The organism is Variovorax sp. 01T432, assembly GCF_056398605.1.
Genome location: NZ_JBFTPS010000024.1, coordinates 1 through 22,719, shown reverse-complemented (window position 1 = coordinate 22,719; position 22,719 = coordinate 1). Strand labels below are relative to the sequence as shown.

24 protein-coding genes are annotated in these 22,719 nt (G+C 69.1%); 9 read left to right on the top strand and 15 right to left on the bottom strand.

Going from position 1 to position 22,719, the window contains the following annotated elements; translation table 11 throughout:
* Positions 1 to 10: 10 nt before the first annotated feature.
* The gene (locus AC1DNF_RS18775; protein ID WP_478150122.1) at positions 11 to 1,288 is read right to left on the bottom strand and encodes an efflux RND transporter periplasmic adaptor subunit; all 1,278 of its coding nucleotides are present in this window, start codon (positions 1,286 to 1,288) and stop codon (positions 11 to 13) included.
* Between the two features lie 221 nt (positions 1,289 to 1,509).
* On the opposite strand from AC1DNF_RS18775, the gene AC1DNF_RS18770 reads away from it, so the two are divergent.
* From AC1DNF_RS18770 to AC1DNF_RS18755, 4 genes are read left to right on the top strand one after another with little or no spacing between them, the layout of a single operon-like run.
* Positions 1,510 to 2,040, top strand: coding sequence for a DUF6622 family protein (locus tag AC1DNF_RS18770; protein WP_478150121.1), 531 nt, complete (start codon positions 1,510 to 1,512; stop codon positions 2,038 to 2,040).
* A gap of 57 nt (positions 2,041 to 2,097) precedes the next feature.
* Positions 2,098 to 2,388, top strand: a complete 291-nt coding sequence (locus AC1DNF_RS18765) for a 2TM domain-containing protein (RefSeq protein ID WP_478150120.1) — start codon at positions 2,098 to 2,100, stop codon at positions 2,386 to 2,388.
* Positions 2,382 to 3,449, top strand: coding sequence for a sensor histidine kinase (locus tag AC1DNF_RS18760; protein WP_478150194.1), 1,068 nt, complete (start codon positions 2,382 to 2,384; stop codon positions 3,447 to 3,449). The genes AC1DNF_RS18765 and AC1DNF_RS18760 overlap by 7 nt, the downstream gene beginning before the upstream one ends.
* Positions 3,446 to 4,300, top strand: a complete 855-nt coding sequence (locus tag AC1DNF_RS18755; protein WP_478150119.1) for a LytR/AlgR family response regulator transcription factor — start codon at positions 3,446 to 3,448, stop codon at positions 4,298 to 4,300. The genes AC1DNF_RS18760 and AC1DNF_RS18755 overlap by 4 nt, the downstream gene beginning before the upstream one ends.
* A 90-nt stretch (positions 4,301 to 4,390) precedes the next feature.
* Here AC1DNF_RS18755 and AC1DNF_RS18750 read toward each other — a convergent pair whose 3' ends face one another.
* Positions 4,391 to 4,717, bottom strand: a complete 327-nt coding sequence (locus tag AC1DNF_RS18750) for a hypothetical protein (RefSeq protein ID WP_478150118.1) — start codon at positions 4,715 to 4,717, stop codon at positions 4,391 to 4,393.
* A gap of 135 nt (positions 4,718 to 4,852) precedes the next feature.
* Here AC1DNF_RS18750 and AC1DNF_RS18745 point away from each other — a divergent pair, with 135 nt between their 5' ends.
* A complete protein-coding gene (locus tag AC1DNF_RS18745; RefSeq protein WP_478150117.1) occupies positions 4,853 to 6,655 on the top strand; it encodes a glutamine--tRNA ligase/YqeY domain fusion protein in 1,803 nt (600 codons plus the stop codon).
* Between the two features lie 126 nt (positions 6,656 to 6,781).
* The gene (locus tag AC1DNF_RS18740; RefSeq protein WP_478150116.1) at positions 6,782 to 7,666 is read left to right on the top strand and encodes a peptidoglycan DD-metalloendopeptidase family protein; all 885 of its coding nucleotides are present in this window, start codon (positions 6,782 to 6,784) and stop codon (positions 7,664 to 7,666) included.
* Positions 7,667 to 7,698: 32 nt separating this feature from the next.
* On the opposite strand, the gene AC1DNF_RS18735 is transcribed toward AC1DNF_RS18740, so the two are convergent.
* The 9 genes from AC1DNF_RS18735 to AC1DNF_RS18695 form a co-directional block, all read right to left on the bottom strand.
* Complete coding sequence (locus AC1DNF_RS18735; protein WP_478150115.1) at positions 7,699 to 8,139, bottom strand: hypothetical protein; 441 nt, start codon at positions 8,137 to 8,139, stop codon at positions 7,699 to 7,701.
* Positions 8,140 to 8,329: 190 nt separating this feature from the next.
* A complete protein-coding gene (locus tag AC1DNF_RS18730) occupies positions 8,330 to 9,220 on the bottom strand; it encodes an ABC transporter permease (RefSeq protein WP_478150114.1) in 891 nt (296 codons plus the stop codon).
* 4 nt (positions 9,221 to 9,224) lie between these two features.
* Positions 9,225 to 10,166 carry an ABC transporter permease gene (locus tag AC1DNF_RS18725; protein ID WP_478150113.1) on the bottom strand — a complete coding sequence of 314 codons (942 nt, stop codon included), beginning with the start codon at positions 10,164 to 10,166 and terminating at the stop codon, positions 9,225 to 9,227.
* A 7-nt stretch (positions 10,167 to 10,173) separates the two neighbouring features.
* Positions 10,174 to 11,688 carry an ABC transporter substrate-binding protein gene (locus AC1DNF_RS18720; protein WP_478150112.1) on the bottom strand — a complete coding sequence of 505 codons (1,515 nt, stop codon included), beginning with the start codon at positions 11,686 to 11,688 and terminating at the stop codon, positions 10,174 to 10,176.
* The gene (locus AC1DNF_RS18715; RefSeq protein ID WP_478150111.1) at positions 11,685 to 12,791 is read right to left on the bottom strand and encodes an ABC transporter ATP-binding protein; all 1,107 of its coding nucleotides are present in this window, start codon (positions 12,789 to 12,791) and stop codon (positions 11,685 to 11,687) included. Before AC1DNF_RS18715 ends, AC1DNF_RS18720 begins: the two co-directional genes overlap by 4 nt.
* Complete coding sequence (locus tag AC1DNF_RS18710) at positions 12,788 to 13,801, bottom strand: ABC transporter ATP-binding protein (RefSeq protein WP_478150110.1); 1,014 nt, start codon at positions 13,799 to 13,801, stop codon at positions 12,788 to 12,790. The genes AC1DNF_RS18715 and AC1DNF_RS18710 overlap by 4 nt, the downstream gene beginning before the upstream one ends.
* Positions 13,802 to 13,814: 13 nt before the next feature.
* A complete protein-coding gene (locus AC1DNF_RS18705; RefSeq protein ID WP_478150109.1) occupies positions 13,815 to 14,522 on the bottom strand; it encodes a DUF1028 domain-containing protein in 708 nt (235 codons plus the stop codon).
* Between the two features lie 103 nt (positions 14,523 to 14,625).
* The gene (locus AC1DNF_RS18700) at positions 14,626 to 15,561 is read right to left on the bottom strand and encodes a M14 family metallopeptidase (RefSeq protein WP_478150108.1); all 936 of its coding nucleotides are present in this window, start codon (positions 15,559 to 15,561) and stop codon (positions 14,626 to 14,628) included.
* Between the two features lie 134 nt (positions 15,562 to 15,695).
* Positions 15,696 to 15,878 (bottom strand): hypothetical protein, encoded by a 183-nt coding sequence (locus tag AC1DNF_RS18695; RefSeq protein ID WP_478150107.1) that lies wholly within the window; start codon positions 15,876 to 15,878, stop codon positions 15,696 to 15,698.
* On the opposite strand from AC1DNF_RS18695, the gene AC1DNF_RS18690 reads away from it, so the two are divergent.
* A complete protein-coding gene (locus tag AC1DNF_RS18690; protein WP_478150106.1) occupies positions 15,859 to 17,286 on the top strand; it encodes an HsdM family class I SAM-dependent methyltransferase in 1,428 nt (475 codons plus the stop codon). The two genes, AC1DNF_RS18695 and AC1DNF_RS18690, sit on opposite strands and share 20 nt — an antisense overlap.
* A gap of 74 nt (positions 17,287 to 17,360) precedes the next feature.
* The gene (locus AC1DNF_RS18685; RefSeq protein ID WP_478150105.1) at positions 17,361 to 18,533 is read left to right on the top strand and encodes a restriction endonuclease subunit S; all 1,173 of its coding nucleotides are present in this window, start codon (positions 17,361 to 17,363) and stop codon (positions 18,531 to 18,533) included.
* Here AC1DNF_RS18685 and AC1DNF_RS18680 read toward each other — a convergent pair.
* Positions 18,517 to 19,440, bottom strand: a complete 924-nt coding sequence (locus AC1DNF_RS18680) for a LysR family transcriptional regulator (protein WP_478150104.1) — start codon at positions 19,438 to 19,440, stop codon at positions 18,517 to 18,519. The genes AC1DNF_RS18685 and AC1DNF_RS18680 overlap by 17 nt on opposite strands.
* Positions 19,441 to 19,540: 100 nt before the next feature.
* Here AC1DNF_RS18680 and AC1DNF_RS18675 point away from each other — a divergent pair, with 100 nt between their 5' ends.
* Positions 19,541 to 20,407 carry an NmrA family NAD(P)-binding protein gene (locus AC1DNF_RS18675; protein WP_478150103.1) on the top strand — a complete coding sequence of 289 codons (867 nt, stop codon included), beginning with the start codon at positions 19,541 to 19,543 and terminating at the stop codon, positions 20,405 to 20,407.
* 20 nt (positions 20,408 to 20,427) lie between these two features.
* On the opposite strand, the gene AC1DNF_RS18670 is transcribed toward AC1DNF_RS18675, so the two are convergent.
* From AC1DNF_RS18670 to AC1DNF_RS18660, 3 genes are read right to left on the bottom strand one after another with little or no spacing between them, the layout of a single operon-like run.
* Positions 20,428 to 21,357, bottom strand: a complete 930-nt coding sequence (locus AC1DNF_RS18670) for a chitosanase (protein ID WP_478150102.1) — start codon at positions 21,355 to 21,357, stop codon at positions 20,428 to 20,430.
* Positions 21,354 to 21,605 (bottom strand): hypothetical protein, encoded by a 252-nt coding sequence (locus tag AC1DNF_RS18665; RefSeq protein ID WP_478150101.1) that lies wholly within the window; start codon positions 21,603 to 21,605, stop codon positions 21,354 to 21,356. The genes AC1DNF_RS18670 and AC1DNF_RS18665 overlap by 4 nt, the downstream gene beginning before the upstream one ends.
* A 14-nt stretch (positions 21,606 to 21,619) precedes the next feature.
* Positions 21,620 to 22,555, bottom strand: a complete 936-nt coding sequence (locus AC1DNF_RS18660; protein WP_478150100.1) for a hypothetical protein — start codon at positions 22,553 to 22,555, stop codon at positions 21,620 to 21,622.
* Between the last annotated feature and the right edge of the window lie 164 nt (positions 22,556 to 22,719).

Sequence of the window (22,719 nt, the reverse complement as noted above, 5' to 3'; positions counted from 1 at the left end):
GAGGGAAGTGTCATGGCCTCTTTCGGCGCGAGCCGGAGGCCGCCGAACGCGGTCCGGATGCGCCCGGGCGGGGCCCGAAGGCCGGCTTGTCGCCCTGCAGCAGCACGCGGGCGCCGTCCTTGATGCGGTCGCCGCCTTCGGTCACGACGTTCTCGCCGGCTTCCAGGCCGTCGCTGATCGCCACCACGTCGACCGTGGACTCGCCGCGCTTGACGGTGCGCATCGACACCGTGCGGTCTTCGTTGATCACGTAGACATAGGTGCCGTTGGGGCCGGTGCGCACGGCCGTCACCGGCACGACGATGGCATTCACCATGCGCAGTGTCATCTGCACGTTGACGAACTGGTTCGGGAACAGCGTCGTGGCGGCGTTGCCGAAGCGGGCCTTGGCCTTCACCGTGCCGGTGCTGGTGTCGACGGTGTTGTCGAGCGTGGAGAAGGTGCCGGTGTCCAGCGTGACACTGCGCACGCGGTCCAGCGCCTTGACCGCCAGCGGCGCGCCCTTGGCGAGCTGGGTCTGGATGTCGGGCACGCGATCCTGGGGCACGGCGAACTGGACATCGATCGGGTTCATCTGGGTGATCGTGGCGATGCCGGTGCTGGCATTGGCCGTGACGGTGTTGCCCGGGTCCACCGCCCGCAGCCCGATGCGGCCGGCCACGGGCGACGTGATCCGGGTGTACTCGAGGTTGAGCCTGGCCGACGCCTCCGAGGCCCGGTCGGTGATCACGGTGCCTTCGAGCTGCTTGACCAGCGCGGCCTGCGTGTCCACGTCCTGCCGGGCGATCGAGTCCTGCCCCAGCAGCGTGCGGTAGCGCGCGAGCGTGACGCGCGCGGCGTCGAGCTGCGCCTCGTCGCGCACGCGGGTGCCCTGCGCCTGCATCAGCGCCTGCTCGTAAGGACGCGGGTCGATGCGCGCCAGCAACTGGCCCTTGGCAACGGTCTGGCCCTCGGTGAAGAGCACCTCGGTCAGCACGCCGCCCACCTGCGGCTTGAGCGTGATCGTCGCTAGCGGCGTCACGGTGCCCAGGGCGTCGATGATGATCGGCAGCTCGGCCTGCCGTGCCGTCGCATGGCCCACGGTATTGCTGGCGCCCGCGAAACCGGCGCCGCCGGGCGCCGGCGCATTCGAGCGCTTGACCAGGTACCAGGCGGCTCCCCCCAGGCCCAGGACCAGCACCAACGCCAGGCCGGCGCCGAACCAGCGCCGCCCCCGGGAGGGTGGCCGCGAAGCGCGATCAGGGTCGGGCAGGACGGTGGACGGCTGGTCGGGCATGGGGAATGGCATCGGGCGATTGGGCAGCAAGGCAGGCCCGTAGTGGAGCGCCGAATCGTAGCGCCCCGCCCTTACCAACCGTAAAGCCCCGGTAAAGCACGCGTTTCGCAATGCATCCGGCGCCGCTGGCCTGCAGTTCGCGCCGCCATCGCGCGCTTCGTCGCATGGCGGTGGCCGGTGCCCGCAGCCGCCGGCACAGTCCACCCATCGACCCACCATCTCCGGAGAAATCCATGCTGCTTCAGATCCTCGCCCATACCCCCCGCTGGGTTTTCGTGCTCTTCGCCATGCTGGTCTGGCTCGGCGCCAAGCAATTGCTCGCCAGCACCGTGAGCCTCGCGCGCATGACCCTGCTGCCCGTGGCCATGGCCGGCCTGTCGATCTATGGCGTGCTCTCGGCCTTCGGCGATTCCTCCACCGCCCTGCTGGGCTGGGCGGCCGGCGCGGTGATGCTGGCGCTCTTCGTGCTGCAGCGGCCCCTGCCCGCCGGCACACGCTACGACACCGGGGCGCGCAAGTTCCATCTGGCCGGCAGCCCGGTACCCCTTGCGCTCATGATGGGCATCTTCTTCACCAAGTACGTGGTCGGTGCCATGCTCTCCATGCACCCCGAGCTGCGGCACCAGGCCTCCTTCGCCGTCGGCATCAGCACACTTTACGGCGCCTTCAGCGGTATCTTCGTGGCCAGGGCCTGCCGCCTGTGGAAGCTGGCGATGCGCGAGGACCGCATCGGCAACGAGCTGGCCGCGACCCGCCTGGGCTGAAATCGCGGCATTCTTGACCGCAGGAAATCTCATTCGACCCATGACCGAGGCAACACCATGAACCGCGACTCCTCTCCCGGCGACCCCGTCGAACGTCTGGCCCGCCGCCGCGCCGGCGCCAAGCTGGGCTGGTACATCCACGCCACCGTCTACGTGCTGGTCAATCTCTTCCTCGTGATCCTGGCCGCTTCGTACAAGCAGAACTGGGCCGTCTATCCGCTGCTCGGATGGGGCCTGGGCCTGCTGATCCACGGCGCGGTGGTGTTCTTCGTGGCGCCGGGCGGCGGCCTCTACGACCGGCTGCTGGCGCGCGAACGCAGGACGCTCGGCGGCGGAGACCCCTGGTGATCGAGACCTTCAGGCGCAACTTCTCCCGCGCGAGCGCCCTGGACATGCTTCGGCATGGCCTGGGCACCGCTCTTTTCTCGAGCCTGATCGCGCTGGCCCTCTCGGTCTCGGCGCATGGCACGTGGGCATCGCATTTCGTCTATTCGCTGTCGATCGGCATGATCAGCTGGTTGTTCATCGACCTGGGCCGGCTGGCGCTCAGCACCGACGGCAGCAAGCTCTGGCCGCACGGTGCCAGGGGCGTCGCGCTGGTGGCCGTGGGCATCGCCGTCGGCTTCCTCGGCGGCAACGCCGTCGGCGATGCCTGGACCGGTTCTCCCCCATTTGATTTCCTGACCTTCACGCCGGACAAGTTCGGCTCCACCCTGGTCATCACGGTGGCCGCCGGCATCGCGGTCTGCTATTTCTATTACAGCCGCGGCAGGAGCAAGTACCTCGAAGGCCAGATCGCGCTGGCCCAGCGCGACGCCACCGAAGCGCGCCTCAAGCTGCTGGAGACCCAGCTTGAGCCGCACATGCTCTTCAATACGCTGGCCAACCTGCGCGTGCTGATCAGCTCCGACCCGCCGCGCGCCGTCGCCATGCTCGACCGCCTCAACAGCTACCTGCGCGTGACCCTGAGCGGCTCGCGCGCGCTGGCGCATCCGCTGGCGGCCGAGTTCGACCGCCTGGCCGACTATCTCGAACTGATGTCCGTGCGCATGGGCGCGCGGCTGCGCTACACGCTGGATCTTCCCGCCGACCTGCGCGACGTGCCGGTGCCGCCGCTGCTGCTGCAACCGCTGGTGGAGAACAGCATCCGCCACGGCCTGGAGCCGCGGGTCGAAGGCGGCGAGATCATGGTGCGCGCGCGGCGCGAGGGCACGTGGCTGAGCATCGAAGTACGCGACACCGGCGCCGGGCTCGACCAGGCGGCCGTGCCCTCCGAGGGCGGCGGCTTCGGTCTGGCCCAGGTGCGCGAACGGATCGCCACCGTCTATGGCACGCAGGGCGCGATACGCATGAGCCCCGTGCCCGGCGGCGGAACTTGCGCCATCATCACCTTCCCACTGCCCGCATGAACCCCTCCGCCCCCACCGCCCCCACCGCCATCCTCGCCGAAGACGAGCCGCTGCTGGCCCAGGCCCTGCGCGCCGAACTGGCCGCCGCCTGGCCCGAGCTGCAGGTGCTCGCCGTCGTGGGCGACGGGCGCAGCGCCGTGCAGGAGGCGCTGCGGCTGCTGCCGCAGGTGCTGTTCTTCGACATCCGCATGCCCGGCCTGGACGGCCTGGGCGCCGCCGCCGAGCTGGCCGACGCCTGGCCCGCCGACGAGGCACCGATGCCGCAACTGGTGTTCGTGACCGCCTACGACGAATACGCCGCCCGGGCCTTCGACGCCCAGGCCATCGACTATGTGCTCAAGCCCGTCCAGCCCGAGCGCCTGCAGCGCACCGTCGCCCGGCTGAAACAGGCGCTGGAACTGCGCGGCTCGGCGGCCGTGCCGGCCGACGATGCGCTCTCCAGCACGCTCGCCCAGTGGCGCAAGCTGCTGGCCGCCGCCGGCGCGGGCGCCCCGCCGCAGGGGGCCGGCGCGGCGCCGCTCAAGCTGATCGCGGCCAGCGAGGCCGGCTCATCGGGGAACGTCGTGCGCATGGTGCCCGTCGACGAGGTGCAGTACTTCGAGGCCGCAGACAAGTACGTGCGCGTGTTGACGGCGACCGGCGAGTACCTGATCCGCACCCCCCTCAAGCAACTGCTGCCGCAGCTCGATGCCAGCGTCTTCTGGCAGGTGCATCGCGCCATCGTGGTGCGCAGCGAAGCCATCGAGTCGGTCCACCGCGACGAGGCCGGCAAGCTGAACCTGAGCCTGCGCGGGCGCGCCGAGAAGATCCCCGTCAGCCGCCTCTACGCCCACCTGTTTCGCGCCATGTAGGGCCGCACGAAAAAAGCCGGCCCCCTCTTGCGAGCAGGCCGACTCTTCGTGCGACAGCAGGGGATCGTTTATCGAAACCGGCTGTCCGGCTCAACGCCAGTGACCATGACCATGGCCACGATAGCCGTGGTAGTAGCCGGGGCCCGGGCGGTAGTAGCCGTAGCCGGGACCGTAGTACACCGGCGGCGGTGCGTAATACACGGGGGCCGGACGGTAATACACCGGCGGCGGGGCATAGTAGACGGGCGGCGGGTTGTAGTAGACCGGCGGCGCGCCGATGCCGATCGCGACGCCCGGCACATTGATGCCGACACCCACGTCCACGCGGGCGCTGGCCGACGATGCGGCGAAGAGCGCACCCGCTGCGACGGCCGCGGCGGCGGCCCATTTGAAGAATGTGGAACGTGTGACGCTCATGGTTAGAACTCCTGTTGTATACGGTGTTGACCACCGATGCCTCTATTGAACGCGGCTGATGTCAAGGCGGTGCACCTTCCTCTGTGAAGAGCGTTGCAGAAAGTAACTCCACGGGGTGCCACCTAGAATGAACAGATGACTTCCCCTGCAGACAACGACACCGCCAAGCCTGGCAATTTTCTCCGCCACGTGATCGAAGGCGACCTCGCCCAAGGCACCTATTCACAGCGTAAGTGGGGCGGCACGCCGGGCGATGCCAGACATCACGCCAAGGGCATGCAGGACCCGGCGAAGGTCCGCATGCGCTTCCCGCCGGAGCCCAACGGCTACCTGCACATCGGCCATGCCAAGAGCATCTGGCTCAATTTCGAGCTCGCCAGGGAATACGGCGGCGTCTGCCACCTGCGCTTCGACGACACCAATCCCGAGAAGGAAGAGCAGGAATACGTCGATGCCATCCGCGACGCCGTGAAATGGATGGGCTACGACTCGGTGCTGGCCGACAACCCGGCCGAGCCCGGCGCGCCCAACGAGCACGTGTACTTCGCGAGCAACTACTTCGACTTCATGTACCGCGCCGCCGAGTACCTGATCGAGGCCGACCTGGCCTACGTCGACGAGCAGAGCGCCGAGGAAATCCGCATCAACCGGGGCGACTTCAACACCCCCGGCACCGACAGCCCCTACCGCACCCGCATCCCGCAGGAAAACCTGGCGCGCTTCCGCGCCATGCGAGACGGCAAGCTCGAAGACGGCGCCGCCGTGCTGCGCGCCAAGATCGACATGGCGAGCCCGAACATCAACATGCGCGACCCGGCGCTCTACCGCATCCGCCGCGCGACGCACCACAACACCGGCGACAAGTGGTGCATCTACCCGATGTACACCTTCGCGCACCCGATCGAGGATGCGCTGGAAGAGATCACGCACAGCATCTGCACGCTGGAATTCGAGGACCAGCGTCCGTTCTACGACTGGCTGCTGGACCGCCTGGCCGAAGGCGGCCTGGTCGCCAGCCCGCACCCGCGCCAGTACGAATTCGCGCGCCTGAACGTCACCCACATCATCACCAGCAAGCGCAAGCTGCGGCAGCTGGTCGAGGAAGGTCACGTCGACGGCTGGGACGACCCGCGCATGCCCACCCTCGCCGGCCTGCGGCGCCGTGGGTACACGCCCGAGGCGCTCAAGCTGTTCTGCGAGCGTTCCGGCGTCACCAAGTCCGGCGGCTGGATCGACTACGCGAGCCTCGAGGCCGCCTTGCGCGACACGCTCGACCCGATCGCGCCACGCGCGATGGCGGTGCTGGACCCGGTGAAGCTGGTCATCACGAACTGGGCCGAGCTGATGGGCGGCGACGATGTGCTCGACGAGTGCGCCGCCCCCGTGCATCCGCATCATCCCGAGATGGGCCGCCGCGCTTTCAAGCTGGGCCGCGAGGTCTGGATCGAGCGCACCGACTTCGAGGAAGTGCAGCCGAAGGGCTTCTTCCGGCTCTTTCCCGGCAACAAGGTGCGGCTCAAGTACGGCCACGTCATCGAGTGCATCGGCGGCACCAAGGATGCGCAGGGCAGGCTGGTCGAGGTCCAGGCCAGGCTGGTGCCGGACACCAAGAGCGGCACGCCGGGCGCGGATGCAATCAAGGTCAAGGGCACCATCACCTGGGTGGCGGCGGCCGATGCGCTGCAGGCCGAAGTCCGGCTCTACGAGCGGCTGTTCGCCGCGGCGCAGCCCGGCGCCGGCGAGTTGCTCGAGGAGCTCAATGGCCAGAGCCTGCTCACGACCACGGCCTATGTCGAGCCCTCGCTGGCCGAGGCGGGTAACGGCGTTCCCTTCCAGTTCGAGCGGCACGGCTACTTCGTGCCCGATTCCCATGCGGCCACCGGTGGAATGCGCGTGTTCAACCGCGCGGCGGGGATGAGGGACAGCTGGGGGAAATGATCCACAACGGCGGCTGCCGGGGGGCGATGGCGGTTTCCCGGGCGCTCTCAACGTCCCGAAGTACCTGAAGATGGTCGATGCCTCCAGGGCCACGGCGACGCGCGATCCTTTTTTCCAATCTTCCTCATGCCCACTCCGCACCGCGACTTCCCCCCACGCGCACCCAGCCGCCGCTGCGCCCTCCTGACCACCCTGGGCCTGCTGGCGTGGCCCGCGATGCGCGCGAGCGCGGCCCCGACGCCACGAACGCCCGACGCGTGGCCGCATGCCTCCCAGGTGCCGGGCGGCGTCGCCCGACTGTCATTGGGCCCGGCGGCAACGCGACCCGTGGCGCACGCGGGCGATGTGCCGCTGCTGGTGCTGGGTGACGCGATCGAATGGACGGCGCTGGTCGGCATTCCGCTCGCGGCCGCCCCCGGCGAGGCCGGCATCTCCGTGCGAACGGCCCAAGGCGGCCAGCGGCAGTTACCGTACATGGTGGCACCCAAGCAATATCGCGAGCAGCGCCTGAGCGTGGCGCCGCGCACGGTCGACCTCTCGCCCGAGAACCTGGCCCGCTACGAACGGGAGCGCGCGCACCAGGCAACGGTGATCGCGACCTTCACCGAGCCGCTGCCGGCCAACTTGCGCATGGCCGCGCCCGTGCCGGGGCGGCGCTCAAGTTCCTTCGGTCTGCGCCGCGTGTTCAACGGCCAGGCCCGCAGCCCGCACAGCGGTATGGACATCGCGGCCGGCACTGGCACGCCGGTGCGCGCGCCGCTGCCCGGGCGGGTGATCGACATCGGCGACTACTTCTTCAACGGCAACACCGTCTGGCTCGACCATGGCGGCGGGCTGCTGAGCATGATGTGCCACCTGAGCGTCATCGACGCCAGGCCCGGCGACCTTCTGCAGACCGGCCAGCGCCTGGGCGCCGTCGGTGCCACGGGCCGCGTGACAGGCCCGCACCTGCACTGGTCCATCAGCCTGAACCGCGCGATGGTGGACCCGGCGCTTTTCCTGGACGCCTGAGCCGCCTCGCGGGCCCGGCCGCGGCCCGGCGCCTACCACTTCAGAGAAGCTGGAAGTTCCCGCGTCCGCATGAAGGCGGCGCCCTCGGGCTCCAGATCACCGAGGGGATTGATCATCGCCTTCAGGACCGCCTGCGGTATCGCGTGCGTGACGGCAATGTGCAGGTAGTCCCGATCAGCGAGCGGCGGATCGCGACGGCGGGCCCGGTTCCCATCGGCCAGATTCGCGAGCCCCGTCAACGCCAGGGCCGTTCTCTCGACGATCAACTCATCCGAAGCCCGCCCCCTCAGCGCGAATGGCGAGCGGGTCGCTGCAAGGGGGCGCGACCCGAGCAGTTGCCGGACGTGCGCTTCGACGGGGACCGGCCGCGCCCGCGCTTCATCGCCCGCCTGCGCGGGAGGAGCGGTCCGCGGCGCGTCCGCGGGAGAGACCGTTTGCGCCGGACGAGACGCGAGGCCAGAGAGCTTCTGCATGGTTGGGTGCTGCGATGGCATGCCCGAGCGGGCTGCCTGACGTGGAAAGGGCCGCCCGAATGGCCTCGCCCTGGCAGCACCGATGCTGCGCGCCCGCACGTCCGTCCGCGCGCGCCATGCGGAAGCGAATGCCGGGAATCCGAAGGCCGGCCGGCCCTTCGCCCGCCCCCGGGACCGGCAAGCCGTCCCCCTAGCGCTGCCGCGGATCCAGCGCGTCGCGCAAGCCATCCCCCAGCAGGTTGAAGGACAGCACCAGCAGGAAGATCGACGCGCCCGGCCAGATCGCCATCCAGGGCGCGTTGTCGATGAAGTTCTTCGCCGTGTTGAGCATGCTGCCCCAGCTGGGCGTCGGCGGCTGCTGGCCGAGGCCCAGGAAGGACAGGCTCGCCTCCGCGATGACGGCGGCGGCGATCGCCAGCGTGGACTGCACGATCAGTGGCGCCGTGATGTTGGGCAGCACATGCCGCAGCGCGATGCGCAGCGGCGAATTGCCCACCGCCCGCGCCGCCTCGATGTAATCCTCGACCTTCACGTTCAGCACCTGCGCGCGCGTCAGCCGCACGAAGATGGGCGTGGCCGAGACACCGATGGCGATCATCGCGTTGGTCAGGCTGGGCCCCAGGAAGGCCGCCAGCGCGATCGCCAGGATCAGGAAGGGACAGGCCAGGAAGGCATCGGTGACGCGCGAGATCAGCCCGTCGACGAAGCCGCCCAGAAAGCCCGCCGCCAGCCCGATCGGCACGCCCAGCATCAGCGAGATCGACACCGACACCACGCCAGCCAGCAGCGAAGCTCGCGTGCCCCAGATCACGCGCGACAGCACATCGCGACCGATCTCGTCGGTGCCGAACCAGTGCTCGGCGCTGGGCGCCTTGCGGATCGCGCCCCAGCTGGTGGCGATCGGGTCCTGCGGCGCGATCCACGGCGCGAAGAGGGCCAGCGCGACGAAGATGAGAACGACGGCAAGCCCCAGCAGCGCGCCGCGCCGGCGGCGCAGCCGGCGCCATGCGCGGCGCCAGGGCCCGGCCTCGCCGGGGGGCGCGCCCTGCGTGCTTGCGGAAACGGGAAGAACAGCGGACATGGTCTCAGCGCCTCAGCCGCGGATTGACGAGGAAGTAGGCCAGGTCGGCCAGGAGATTGAGCAGGATGTACGCACTGGCCGTGACCAGCACGACACCCTGCACCACCGAATAGTCGCGGTTGAAGACCGAGTCGACGATGAGCTTGCCGAAGCCCGGAATGGTGAACACCTGCTCGGTGAGCACCGCGCCCGACAGCAGCGTGCCGAGCTCCAGCGCGCCGAGCGTGATGATGGGCGTGAGCGCATTGCGCAGCGCATGCTTGAGCACCACCGTGCGCTCGCTCAGGCCCTTGGCGCGCGCGGTGCGCACATAGTCGGCCGACAGCACCTGCAGCATCGCGCTGCGCGTGTGGCGCATCAGCACCGCGGCGATGGCGTTGCCCAGAACGAAGGCCGGCATGATCATCGCGGCCAGGTTGGCGCCCAGGTCCTCGAAGGGGCTGACATAGCCCGAGGCCGGCAGCCATCCGAGCTGCACCGAGAACAGCAGGATCATGAGGATGCCGAGCCAGAAATTGGGCGTCGACAGCCCCCACAGCGCGAACACGTTGGCCGCATAGTCCCAGGGTGTGCCGCGGCCGACGGCCGAGACGATGCCCGAGGGAATGCCAATGAGCAGCGCGATGGCGAAGGCCAGCAGCGCGAGTTCGAGCGTGACGGGCAGCTTCTGCAGTACCAGATCCAGCACCGGCTGCTGCGTGCGCACCGATTCGCCGAGGTCGCCGCGCAGCACGCCGCCCACCCAGTACGCATAGCGCAGCGGCAGCGGCTCGTCGAGGTGCAGCTTGGTGTGCAGGTAGGCGATGACCGTCGGGTCCTGTTCCTCGCCGGCAAGGATCTTCGCCGGATCGCCGGGCAGCAGTTGCTGCAGCCCGAAGATCAGCATCGACACGAAGATCAGTGTCGGCACCAGGGTGACCAGGCGCTTGACGAGGTACTCGAACATCTCTGGTTCAGGGCGCCATCTTCAGGCCGCTCACGCGCAGCAGGCCGTCGGGCACATTGCTGACGCCGCTCAGCTTGGGCGAATAGGCCCACAGCCAGTTGCGGTGGTAGAGATAGATGATCGGGCGCTCCTTCAGCACGCGCGCGGCGATCTGCTCGTAGACCTTCCTGCGCTCGGCCGGCTCGCGCAGTTCGCGCGACTGGTTCAGCAACTTGTCGGTCTCGGCATCGCAATAGCCCGCGTAGTTCAGCGGCTGCCTGCAGGCGTCGAAGCTGAAGAGGTTGCCGTCCGGGTCGGCCCGGCCGCTCCAGGCCAGCAGGTAGGCCTCGAAATCGCCCTTGTCGGCCATGTTCAGCGAGGTCGCGAACTCGGTCGACAGGATCTTGACGTCGAAGCCGGCTTCGCGCGCCATGGCCTGCACGACCAGCGCCAGCCGCTGCGCGTCCGAGGTGGTCGGCGTCACCAGCGTGAAGCTGGGGTTGGGCTCGCCGGCCTCCTTCAACAGGGCCTTGGCGCGGGCGACGTCGCGCTTGGGCACCGGCACGTTCTTCGCGTAGTAGCTGTTGTTCGGCGCGACCCACTGGTTGCCGACGGCCGCTTCGCCGTCCATCACCACCTGGGCCAGGCCTTGCCGGTCGAGCGAGAGTTCGAGCGCCTCGCGCACGCGCGGGTCGCGCCCGAGCGCCGTCTTCTTCGCCTGCTCGCTCTTGCCGACGTTGATGGTCAGGCCCTGGTAGCCGATCTCGGTGATGCGCGAGATCTTGAGCTTCTTCTCCGACACGATCTTTGCCATGTCGCTCGGCGCCACGCGCTCGATGAAGTCGAGCTGGCCGGCGCGCAGGTTGGCCAGGCGCACGGTGGCGTCGGGGATGGGCGTGTAGATGAGCTTGTCGAAGTGGATCGCATCCTTGTTCCAGTACTGCGCATAGCGCTCCAGCACGATGCGGTCCTGCGCGACGCGCTCGCCGAACTTGAAGGGGCCGGAGCACACCGGCCGGGCGCCGAACTTGTCGCCCTCGGCCTGCGCGGCCTTCGGCGACACCATCATGCCGGCGCGATCGGCCAGCTGCGCGAGCAGCGGCGAGAACGGCGCCGAGAGATTCAGGCGCACGGTGGCCGGGTCGACCACGTCGACGCTGGTGACGGGCGCGAGCTCGCCGCGGCGGTTGGAGCCGGGCATGTTCTTGTGGCGTTCGATGTTGAACTTGACCGCCGCCGCGTCGAACTTCTCGCCGTCGTGGAAGGTGACGCCCTGGCGCAGCTTCATCGTCAGCGACTTGTTGTCGGCCGACCATTGGTAGGAGGTGGCGAGCTGCGGCACGATGTTGAGCTTCTCGTCGACATCGAGCAGCTTGTCGCACAGCGCGCTGAAGACGATGCGGCCGACGAAGGTGCGCGCCAGCGTCGGGTCGAGCACGTCGGGGTCTTCGGCCAGGCCGACGCGCAGCGTCTGGGCCTGGACCATCAGCGGCGCGAGCGCGAGCAGCAGCGCGGGCCAGAAACGTCGGGTGGTGATTTTCATGAGCGGATCTCCAGGGGGGTCACAAAGGGGGCGACGAAGGCGGACTGCAGCCGCTCCAGGCGCATCTGCGTCGTCGTGCGCGCGGCACGCGCGGGCAACACGGCGGGCGAGGGAATCTCGCGCCAGAAATAGCAGGCCACCTGCTGGCCGCCGGCGTCTTCCAGCACCGGCGTGCGTTCCGAGCACAGCGGCCGCGCATGCGGGCAACGGGTATGGAAGTGGCAGCCGACGGGCGGGTTCAAGGGGCTGGGCACGTCGCCGGCCAGCAGCACGCGCTCGCGCTGGAGGCCGGGCTCGGGCAGCGGAATGGCCGAGAGCAAGGCCTGCGTGTAGGGGTGCCGCGGCGCGGCGAAGAGGCTGCGCTTGTCGCCGATCTCGACGATGCGGCCCAGGTACATCACCGCGATGCGCGTGGCGATGTGCTTGACCACGGCGAGGTCGTGCGCGATGAACATGTAGGCCAGGCCGTACTGGCGCTGCAGGTCCTGCAGCAGGTTGACCACCTGCGCCTGCACCGAGACGTCCAGCGCCGACACCGCCTCGTCGCACACGATGAGCCGGGGCTCGACCGCCAGCGCGCGCGCGATGCCGATGCGCTGGCGCTGCCCGCCGGAGAACTCGTGCGGATAGCGCTGCGCGTGCTCGCGCGCCAGGCCCACGGTGTGGAGCAGCTCGGCCACCCGCTCGGCATGGCGGCCCCTGTGCAGCCCGTGCAGCATCAACGGTTCGGCCAGGGTCTGGCCGACCGTCATGCGCGGGTTCAGCGACGCATAGGGGTCCTGGAAGATGATCTGCATCGCGCGCCGCCGGCTGCGCAAGGCGGGGGCATCGAGCACGCCGAGATCCTGGCCTTCCAACTGGATGCGGCCGGAGGTGGGCTCGATCAGCCGCAGCACCAGGCGCCCGAGCGTGGACTTGCCGCAACCCGATTCGCCGACCACGCCCAGCGTCTCGCCGCTGTCGATGCGCAGGTCGACGCCGTCGACCGCGCGCACCGCGCCCCGCACCCGGCCGAGCACGCCGCGGCGCACGGGGAAGTGCTTGACCAGGCCCTCGACCTGCAGCAAGGGCTGGCCCTGCGACGGCGTACTTGAACCGCTCATGCCAACGCCACCTCGGCCCGCCCGGCCATCAGCACCGCCGGATCCAGCGGCGCCTTCCAGCAAGCCGACAGATGGTCCATCCCCACTTCGCGCAATTCCGGCGCGGCGGCGCGGCATTGCGCGTCGGCGAAGGGGCAGCGCTCGGCGAAGCTGCAGCCCGCCGGCCGCCGCAGCGGACTCGGCACCTGGCCTTCGATGGAAGCGAGGCGCGTGCGCTCGCCGTCCAGGCGCGGGATCGAGCCCAGCAGGCCGATGGTGTAGGGATGCTGCGGCTCGTCGAACAGCGCCCGCACCGGTGCGCGCTCGACCACGCGGCCGGCATACATCACCACCACCTCGTCGGCCACTTCGGCGACCACGCCGAGATCGTGCGTGATCAGGATGATCGCCGTGCCCGTCTCGCGCTGCAGCTCGCGCATGAGATCGAGGATCTGCGCCTGGATCGTCACGTCGAGCGCGGTGGTCGGCTCGTCGGCGATCAGCAGGCGCGGCTCGCAGGCCAGCGCCATCGCGATCATCGCGCGCTGCCGCATGCCGCCCGAGAGCTTGTGCGGGTGCTCGTGAAAGCGCTGCTCGGGCGCCGGAATGCGCACCTTGCCCAGCATCGCGAGCGCGCGCTCCCGGGCCTCGGCCCGATGGATCCTGCGGTGCCGCATGAGGCCTTCGACGATCTGCTCGCCGATGGTGAACACCGGGTTCAGCGAGGACATCGGCTCCTGGAAGATCATCGCCATGCCGTTGCCGCGCAGGTCCTGCATCTCGCGCTTCGGGGCGCCGACCAGCTCGCGGCCCTCGAAGCGGATGGAGCCGCCGCGGATGCGCCCGGGCGGATTCGGCACCAGGCCCATGATCGACAGCGAGGTCACGCTCTTGCCGCAGCCGGACTCGCCCACGATCGCGAGCGTGCGTCCGGCCTCGACGGAGAAACTGACACCGTCGACGGCCGGGAACTCGCCCTCGTCGGTCGTGAAATGCGTGCGCAAGTCGCGCACCTCGAGCAATGCCGTCATTCGGATTCCGCGTCTATCGTTGGGAGGCGTGAAAGCGCTCGATGCGCGCCTCGATCTCGGCGCGGTCGGTCAGGCCCACGGCATCGTGGCGCCCGGCCAGGCAGGCCATGAAGGGCTGGTAGCGTTCGAGACTCTTGGCATGGAGGCGTTGCAGCTCGAGGATCGGCTCCTCGTGGTCGTCGACACGGATGTCGAGCTGGGGGTAGTCCTCGTCCGCATGGATGCGCAGCGCCGCCGCCTGCTTGCCGCGCTTGTCGCCGCCCGCGGCTTCACCCGCGGCCATCGCGGCGAGCAGGCGCTCGGCCAGGGGCAGCCCCTGCGCTTCGAGGTAGGCCTGGGCCGTCGCCTCGATCACCTGCGGTCCGGCGAGCATGTTGCCCGCCACGCTGAAGTCTTCCAACACCCGGTGGCCGCACCAGTCGATGCAGGACGCCCCGGTGGAAGCCGCCGCCGGGCCCGAGGCCGGCAGCATGTGCAGCTGGCGATGGGCGCGGCCCGCGTCGCCGCCGACGAGCGTCTTCACCGCCTCGTCCGCGGAGTGGCCGGCCTCCAGCAGCGCAAGGCCGGCACTTCCGTACAAGGGGTTCATCAGGGCCTGCGTGGCCAGGGCGCCCACGCCCCTGCGCGTGTGCACGCACAGCGCGCCCACGGCGAAGAAGCGGCTGGCGATCGCCACACCGAGATGCCCCTGGCCATCGCGTGCCAGGATCGACCAGGTCATCGGGACGCCACGGATTCCGACCGGAGGCCCACGGCTGATCTCGAGTTGAACGACATGCGTGTCGTGTCGCAAGAGACATGCCATGGGGCCGCGCGGCGCCCGCTCATATCGGCCTCGTGAGGTACACCGCTTCGCGCCCGACGATCGGCGCGCGCGTGGGCATGAAGATCGTGCAGTCGTCGCAGGGCGCGCGGATCTCGTCCGGGCCGTTGGTCGCGATCAGCTCGCCCTTGGCGAAGGTCTCGAAGCCGACCAGCGGGCGCACGAAGGCGAAGTCCGCGGACTTGACCATGTGCGTTTCCAGCAGCTGGAACCGCCGCTGCGCCGGGGGTGCGGCGGCTGCCGGATCCTTGTCGACCAGGCCGAAGTGCGCGAGGAAACGCATCGTCACCGCGGTCGCCAGATCGGAGGCCGAGCGCTTGAAGTGCTGCCCGCACTCGACCACCATCGCCGCGCCCGGCGCATCGGCGCCGGCATGCAGGCCGTGCTGGATCAGCGGCGTGCCCGAGCCGAGGCCATTGGGCATGACCAGATGCACGGCGGGCAGCCCGATCGCCAGCGCCACGTCGGCATTGCGGGCGAAGTCGGGGTAGACCCAGAAAGGCACCACGTCCTGGCTGGTCGAGTGGATGTCGAGGATGTGATCGGCCGCGGCCACCACCGGGCGCAGTTCGCGCGCGCGGCGCAGTTCGGGGCTGTCCTCGGGGCCGTCGAGCCATTCGTCGGACCAGATGCGGTTGAGGTTGTGGACGATCTGGCGGTTGTCGAAGGGCTTCTCCGGGTCGAAGGCGTTGTACGCCTCGATGTGCGCGAAGCTCACCGTCAGCGTGCCGATCTTCGGACGCACGCCGGTGTCGAGCAGGTGGGTGGCGGCGACCATGCCGCAGATCTCGTTGCCATGGGTCAGCGCATTGATCAGCACATGCGGCCCCGGCTTGCCGGATTCGAAACGGTGCACGTAGTCGACACCGGTGTTGCCCTGGCGGTAAGAAGAAAGGTCGCGCGGCAGCACTTCGAGTGGAGGCGGGTTCTGGGTCATGGGGATCTGTTCGCTTCGGGGCGTGTGTTTGTCGAGTCGGGCCACGAGTGTCCTACAGCCGGCAAAACGGCGCCATGGCTGTAACCCGGGGTCGATGGAAGCACCGATTTGGCCCGTAGACTCGCGATCCACCATCACAAGCAATTCACGCGCCTTGCCCCATGCCCCTGACCGCTGACATGCGACGGTCCATCGACCAGATCCGCGACTACCTCTTTGGCGGCGGCTAACCGGACCCCGTGAGCAACGCCGAGCAGCTCGCCTTTCTTTTCTTCTTCTATCTCGTCGAAGGCATCGATGCCGAGAACGAGCGGCAAGGTGCTGGAGGCGGCGGCCGGCAACCCCAGCATCCCGCGCAGCCTGTTCCGCTGGTCGGTCTGGAGCCGGGCCATGGAGGGCGAAGTGCTGACGCGTTTCGTGCGCGACGAGGTCTTCCCCTTCTTCACCGAACTCGGCGAGGCGGCGGCGCACAACTTCATGCTCGGCGCGCGCCTGGGCATCAACGAGCCGACGGTGCTCGAGCAGGTGATCCGCCTCGTCGACGGCCTGCGGCTGGACGAGGCCGACGCCGACACGAAGGGCGACCTCTTCGAGCACGTGCTGCGGCAGATCAAGCAGGCCGGCGAGCTGGGCCAGTTCCGCACGCCGCGCCACATCATCCGCGGCATCACCGGCATGGTGGACCCCCAGGTCGGCGAGACCATCTACGACCCGGCCGCGGGCACGGCCGGCTTCCTGGTGGCGGCCTACAACCACATGCGGCTCGCCAATTCCTCGCCAGCGGCCATCGTCGAGGCCGAGGTCGAAGGCAAGCGGCAGCGGCGCGGCTTCGGCGACCTGCTCACGCCCGAGCAGCGCGCCACCTTGCAGCAGGGCACCTTCTTCGGCAACGACGTCGATCCGAAGATGGTGCGCTTGGCGACGATGAACCTCACGCTGCGCGGCCTGTCCAACGTGCGCATCCTGCAGCGCAACGTGCTGACGACGGCGCTCGACGCCCAACACAAGGCCGCGCTGGGCCTGCCGCCCGAGGGCTTCGACGTGGTGCTGGCGAACCCGCCCTTCTCGGGCCGGGTCGACAAGGACCGCATCGTGGACGAGGTCCGCGTCGGCGCCACCAGCAGCACCGAGCTGCTCTTCCTCAAGTACATGCTCGACAGCCTGCGCCCCGACGGCCGCGCGGCGGTGGTGGTGCCCGAAGGCGTGCTCTTCGGCTCCACCGCCTCGCACCGGGCCCTGCGCCGCCAGCTGGTGGAGAGCAACCGGGTGGAAGCCGTCATGAGCCTGCCCGGGGGCGTGTTCCAGCCCTACTCGGCGGTCAAGACCTCGGTGCTCTTCTTCCGCAAGGGGCGCAGCACCGAGAACGTGATGTTCCTGCATGCCGAGCACGACGGCTATGCGCTCGATGCCAACCACGACAAGCCCATCGAGGCCGACGACCTGCCCGAACTCGCCAGCGCCTACGCGGGGCGCGAGTCCTCGCTGGAGCGATGGCGCTCGCGCGACCTGCAGGCGGAGTGGTCCGAGAAGTGGTGGTTCGCCGACACGGCCGCGCTGAGCGTCAACGACTACAGCCTCTCGGCCAGCCGCTACCGGCCGACGAGCGAAGCACAGGCCGGGCATCGGCCGCCGCGCCAGCTGCTCGACGAGATGCTGGCGCTCGAGACGGAGTTCTCCAAGGAAATGGAAGCGCTGCGCATCGCGATCTCGGAGCTCGATCCATGAGGCATCCGGAGACAAGCCCATCCCGAGGGCCCGGCGCCGCGGGCCCGCGCCCCCTTCCCCAGGACGCGCCATGGGTGGCCCTGAGGGAGGTGGTCGAGGCCAGGACAGGCACCCTGAACCCCAGGGCCTGGCCGGACGACCCCTTCACCTATGTCGACGTCACCGCGGTCGACAACAAGCTGAAGACCGTGACCGGTGCCCGGAAGCTGCCGGGCGCGGAAGCGCCGAGCCGCGCGCGCAAGCTGATCCGCACCGGCGACGTGCTGGTCTCCACGGTCCGCCCGAACCTCAATGCGGTGGCGCTGGTGCCCGAGTCGCTCGACGGCGAAGTCGCGAGCACCGCCTTCTGCGTCCTGCGCGCCACGGCGCGCGTGCTGCCGGAGTACCTGTACTTCTTCGTGCGCTCCCGCACCTTCCTCGAAGGCCTGCGCAGGCTGGTCAAGGGCGCGCTCTATCCGGCGGTGTCGGAGTCGGTGATTCTGGACCGCAAGCTCCCCCTGCCCGACATCGACGCGCAGCGCCGCATCGCGGACATCCTGCTGTGCGCCCAGCGCGGCGTGCAACTGCGGCGCGACATCCAGGCCAACAGCATGCGGATGGACAGCGCGGTCTACTTCGACGTCTTCGGCGACTCGCTGACCAACCCGAAGGGCTGGCCCATCGCCGAGCTCGGCAGCGTGCTCGCGGGCACGCCGCAGAACGGCCTCTACAAGCCGCAAACGGACTACGGCTCGGACACGCCCATCGTGCGCATCGACAGCTTCCGCGACGGCGAGCTGCGCGACCCGGCCTTCATCAAGCGCGTGCGCCTCGACGAGGCCGAGCTGCGGCGCTATGCGCTCGCCGAGGGCGACATCGTCGTCAACCGCGTCAACAGCCCCGAACTGGTGGGCAAGAACCTCTACGTGCCGGCGCTGCCCGAGCCGACCGTGTTCGAGTCGAACATGATGCGGCTGCGCATCGACACCGAGAAGGCCCTGCCCCGCTACGTCATCGCGGCGCTGCAGACGACCCGGACCCGGCACCACTTCCTCGTCAACACCAAGCGCGCCATCAGCCAGGCCAGCCTGAACCAGCAGGACCTCAAGAGCCTGACGCTGATGCTGCCGCCGCTGGAGAAGCAGGCCGCGTACGCGCGCTACGCCGACGCCTCCGCGGCCAGCATGGACCGGCAGCGCCAGTTGCTCAAGGCCACCGAGGCGACGCTGGCGGGCCTGTTGGAGCACTTCTTCAGGCCGGCGGGTTGAAGGCCTCGCAGACCGACACGACGAAGTCCAGGAAGGCGCGCACCTTGGCGGGAGGGTGATGGCGCGAGGGATAGAGCGCATACAGGGGAAAGCGCTCATCCGGCCAGTCGGGAAAGAGATCGACCAGCTTGCCTGCGGCCAGCAAGGGCGTGATGCCCAGCGCCCCGATCTGGATGATGCCGTCGCCGGCCTGGCACACGCTGAGCAAGGTGCCGACGTCGCTGAGCGTGAGGCGCCCCCCGGTCGCGGCCACCAGCTTCCTGCGCCCGCGATGAAACTCCCACGCGAAGGGGCGGCCGGTCTCCGGATCGCGGAACTGGATGCAGTCGTGGCCGGGGCCTTCGAGATCCGCCGGCACGCGGGGCCGGCCGTGGCGCTTGACGTACGCGGGAGAGGCCACGGTGACGATACGCGTTTCGAGCAGCTTGCGGCCCACCAGGGTGGAGGCGCGCGGATGGCCGAAGCGAACGGCCAGGTCGAAGCCCTCCGCGACCATGTCGCCCAGTTGGTCGCGCGTGACGACTTCGAGCTGAACCTCCGGGTGGCGCTGGAGGAAGGCGCCCAGGCGCGGCCCGAGGATCTGGCGCGAGAAGTAGGGGTCGACATTGACGCGCAGGCGCCCGCGAACCGCCTTCGCTCCCTGCCCCGCCGAGGCGGCGGCTTCCTCGAGGCTGGCGAGCAGCGGGACGACCTGCTCGTAGAGGCGCCGCCCCTCGTCCGTCAGCGTGACGGAACGCGTCGTGCGGTCGAAGAGCCGGATGCCCAGACGGGCCTCGAGCCGCGCGACCGAGCGGCTGACGCCCGATTGCGACATGTCCAGGATGTCGCCGGCGCCTGCGAAGCTGCCGCTGTCGACGATGGCCGACATCACGCTCATTCCGTTGAGAACCCGTTCGTCGAAGGCCATCGTCAATGATCCCTTGTCATTTTCCAAATGACATTCATGCTATCGCGAAATAGCCCGCCAACGCCCAGACTCCGTCCCATTCATCAGACAGGAGTCAGACATGTACGCGATCACAGGCATCACAGGACAGGTAGGCGGCGTCGTGGCCCGCACATTGCGCCAGGCAGGCAAGCAGGTTCGCGCCGTCGTGCGCGACCCTGCCAATGGCGCGAACTGGAAGCAGCAAGGTTGCGAAGTGGCGCTCGCGGACATGGGAGGCGCGCCGGCCCTGAAGAAGGCCTTCGCCGCCACCGAGGGCGTGTTCATCCTCCTTCCGCCGATCTTCGACCCCTCCCCCGGCTTCCCGGAAGCGCGGCAGCTTGTCGCCGCCGTGCGCGAAGCCCTCGATGCGGCAAGGCCGCCGAAGGTGGTCTGCATCTCGACCATCGGCGCGCAGGCCACGCGGCCCAATCTGCTGCAGCAATTGCAGATACTCGAACAGGGCCTGGCATCGCTTCCCTTGCCGGTCACGTATCTGCGCGCGGCCTGGTTCATCGACAACGCGGCATGGGACGTGGCGCCCGCGCGCGCGCGCGGCGTCATCCCGAGCTTTCTCCAGCCGCTGGACAGGCCGGTGCCGATGGTCGCCGCCGCGGACGTCGGGCGCACGGCCGCCGAACTCCTGCAGGAGAGCTGGCAGGGCCATCGCGTCGTCGAACTCGAAGGTCCGCGACGCCTCTCCCCCAACGACCTCGCCGCCGGCTTCGCGCGCGTGCTGGGCCGCGAGGTGCGCATGGAAGCCGTGCCGCGCGACCACTGGAAGGCACTCTTCATGGCGCAAGGCATGAAGAACCCGACGCCGCGCATCCAGATGCTGGAGGGCTTCAACGAGGGATGGATCGATTTCGAGGGCGGCCAGGCCGCGACCCGCAAGGGAACGCAGCCGCTGGACGCCGTCCTTGCGCTGCTCGCCGCGCGCGCGGATTGAGAAGCGCGCGAAGGCGCGGCTCAGCCGACCAGCTTCGCGATCAGGTCCAGATCGGCAATGCCCGTCGGGGGCAGGCCGTGCGCGGACTGGTAGTTCTTGATGCACTTGAACAGGGCCTGGCCGAAGACGCCGTCGGCCAGGACGTTCTCGCCCAGGTCCGACAGCGCCAGCTGAAGCAGGCGGACGTCCCGCCCGCATGCCAGCGGCGAGGACAGTTCCAGCACGCGCGTGCCGGGCTGCGGGCCGTCGTAGCAACCGGCGGGCGTGCCCGCCAGGGCGGCCTCCGATATCTCGCGGCCGCGAACGACAAGCGGCAACGTCAGGCGCCAGAGCCCCTGGTCGACAAGGCCCTGGAATGCGTCCATGCGGTAGACCGTCGCTCGGATGTCGGCGCGCTGATGCCTGGCGAGCCAATGTCTTCGGTTTGCGACGTAGGTCTTGATCCACCTCTGCTCCCCCGCCGCGCCGGGCCGCCCCACCGCCGCGATGGTTCTGTCGCGGATGAGGCCCCAGGAACCGTGCACCAGACTGTCGTACACCACGGCCACACCCAGCGGCGAGACGATGCCCAGCCTGTGGGCGGCCTCGACGGCCGGCCGCCAGTAGACCTCGTCGAAGAAGGCATCCTGCGTGTCGCGCATCAGCGGATCGTCGGCGCAGGCGCGCAACAGGTTGTGCAGCTTCCGGTCCTTGTCGAGCGTTCGATCGCGCCGCTTCAGGCGCGGCAGGTACTGCGCCAGCCACGCGCCGAAACGCGCGCCAGGATCGGCGCAATAGCGCTGCAGCATCAGGGCGAGGTTGCCGGAACTGAGGGTCGTCTGGGAACGACCGTAGGTCAGATGACCGGTGTCGCCTTCGATCAGCGTCACCAGGCCGTAGCCACCGAGCACCAGGCCGGTCTCGAACACGTTCACGATCGCCTGCGCCGATTTCACCTCGGTCGCGGTCAAGGTGCCGTTCGTCGTCCTGGCGGCCGGCTGAGGCGAGATCGCGACGAGGGCGGCCAGCGGCACGCTCGGCATCGGGGCTCGGTCTCCTCCTGCGCGGCGATCTCGCCATCCTGGAAACTCAGCACGCAGAAGCCCGGATCGCCCGGGTCCGGGCTGCAATCCAGCACCTTGAAGCCGAGGGTGCGAAGCTGCCTGGTCTGCCGGGCGCAGTCGTCGCAGCGGACGCTGGTGGTTTGCGTTTCGTTCATGGCATCTCCCTTCCTCAATTGGGGGCAAGGCCGCAGACGAAGCCCTCGTGGCTGCGCAGCGAAGCCGTCATTTCCGACGAGCGCGCGCGCGGGATCGCCAGGTACTTCGTGTAATAGGCGCGCGCGTCCCGCGGTGCCCTCGCGCGCAGCTGGGCCAGCACGCGGGCGTCGCGAAAGACCAGGGCGTCCGCGCTGGTCCAGACCTCGTTCAACCGGGCGTCATCGACGCGCGCGAGACAGGCCAGGGTGCCGATCGTCAGCAGGTTCTGCTCGTGTTCGTCCTCGTCGTAGCGCGCCAGCGTCGAGGTCTTAACGCGGTCCTCGAAGGCGCGCCGCACGGCCGGCAGGCCCGCGAGCTGATCGGCCGCCGTGCCCGTCGCGAAGAACTGCGACAGGCCGAGTTCCGAATCCGCCCGCGCCGCCGCCGGCACGTCCGTCTCCAGCATCGACAGCACGGAGGGAAATCCCGTGGTGCTGATCGGGATCACCGAGATCTCCTTGCGCTTGTAGCCCAGGACCATGTTGTCGATGCCGGTCGGCGCGAAGCCGAGCTGGAGGCCCAGGACCGTGCTGGTGCCGAAGAACATGGTCCTGTAGACCTCCTTCGAAGGCGTCTTGTCTTCGGCCCCATCGGCGGGGTTCCGGGGCTTGACCGCACCCGTGGCGATCAGGGCCGCCTTGCCGGTCGCATACACCTGTTTGATGTCGCGATCGAAGAGCTTGCCGTTGGTCGACAGCGAGCCGGCGACCGGCGGTATCGATCCGTCCTCGAAGCGCGGGCCGATGAATCCTTCCACGCGGTCATAGGCGAAGCTCGCGCCGGCGGGCGTGCTGTCCACGTTCAAGCCCAGGGAGGTCTTGGTGACGAAGATCACGTGGTCCGTGGCGGTCGCGCATGCCGTGAGCAGCAACAGGCCGGACAGCGCGATGCAGAGGCGGCGCGTGTTCATCATGCGCCTACTAAGAAACTCATGCCATCGAACGCCGAATTTGACTGTGRCCCCGGTTTCATGCCCCGGGGTCAGGCCTGCCTGATGGCGAACTACTAAGAAACTCATGCCATCGAACGCCGAATTTGACTGTGACCCCGGTTTCATGCCCCGGGGTCAGGCCT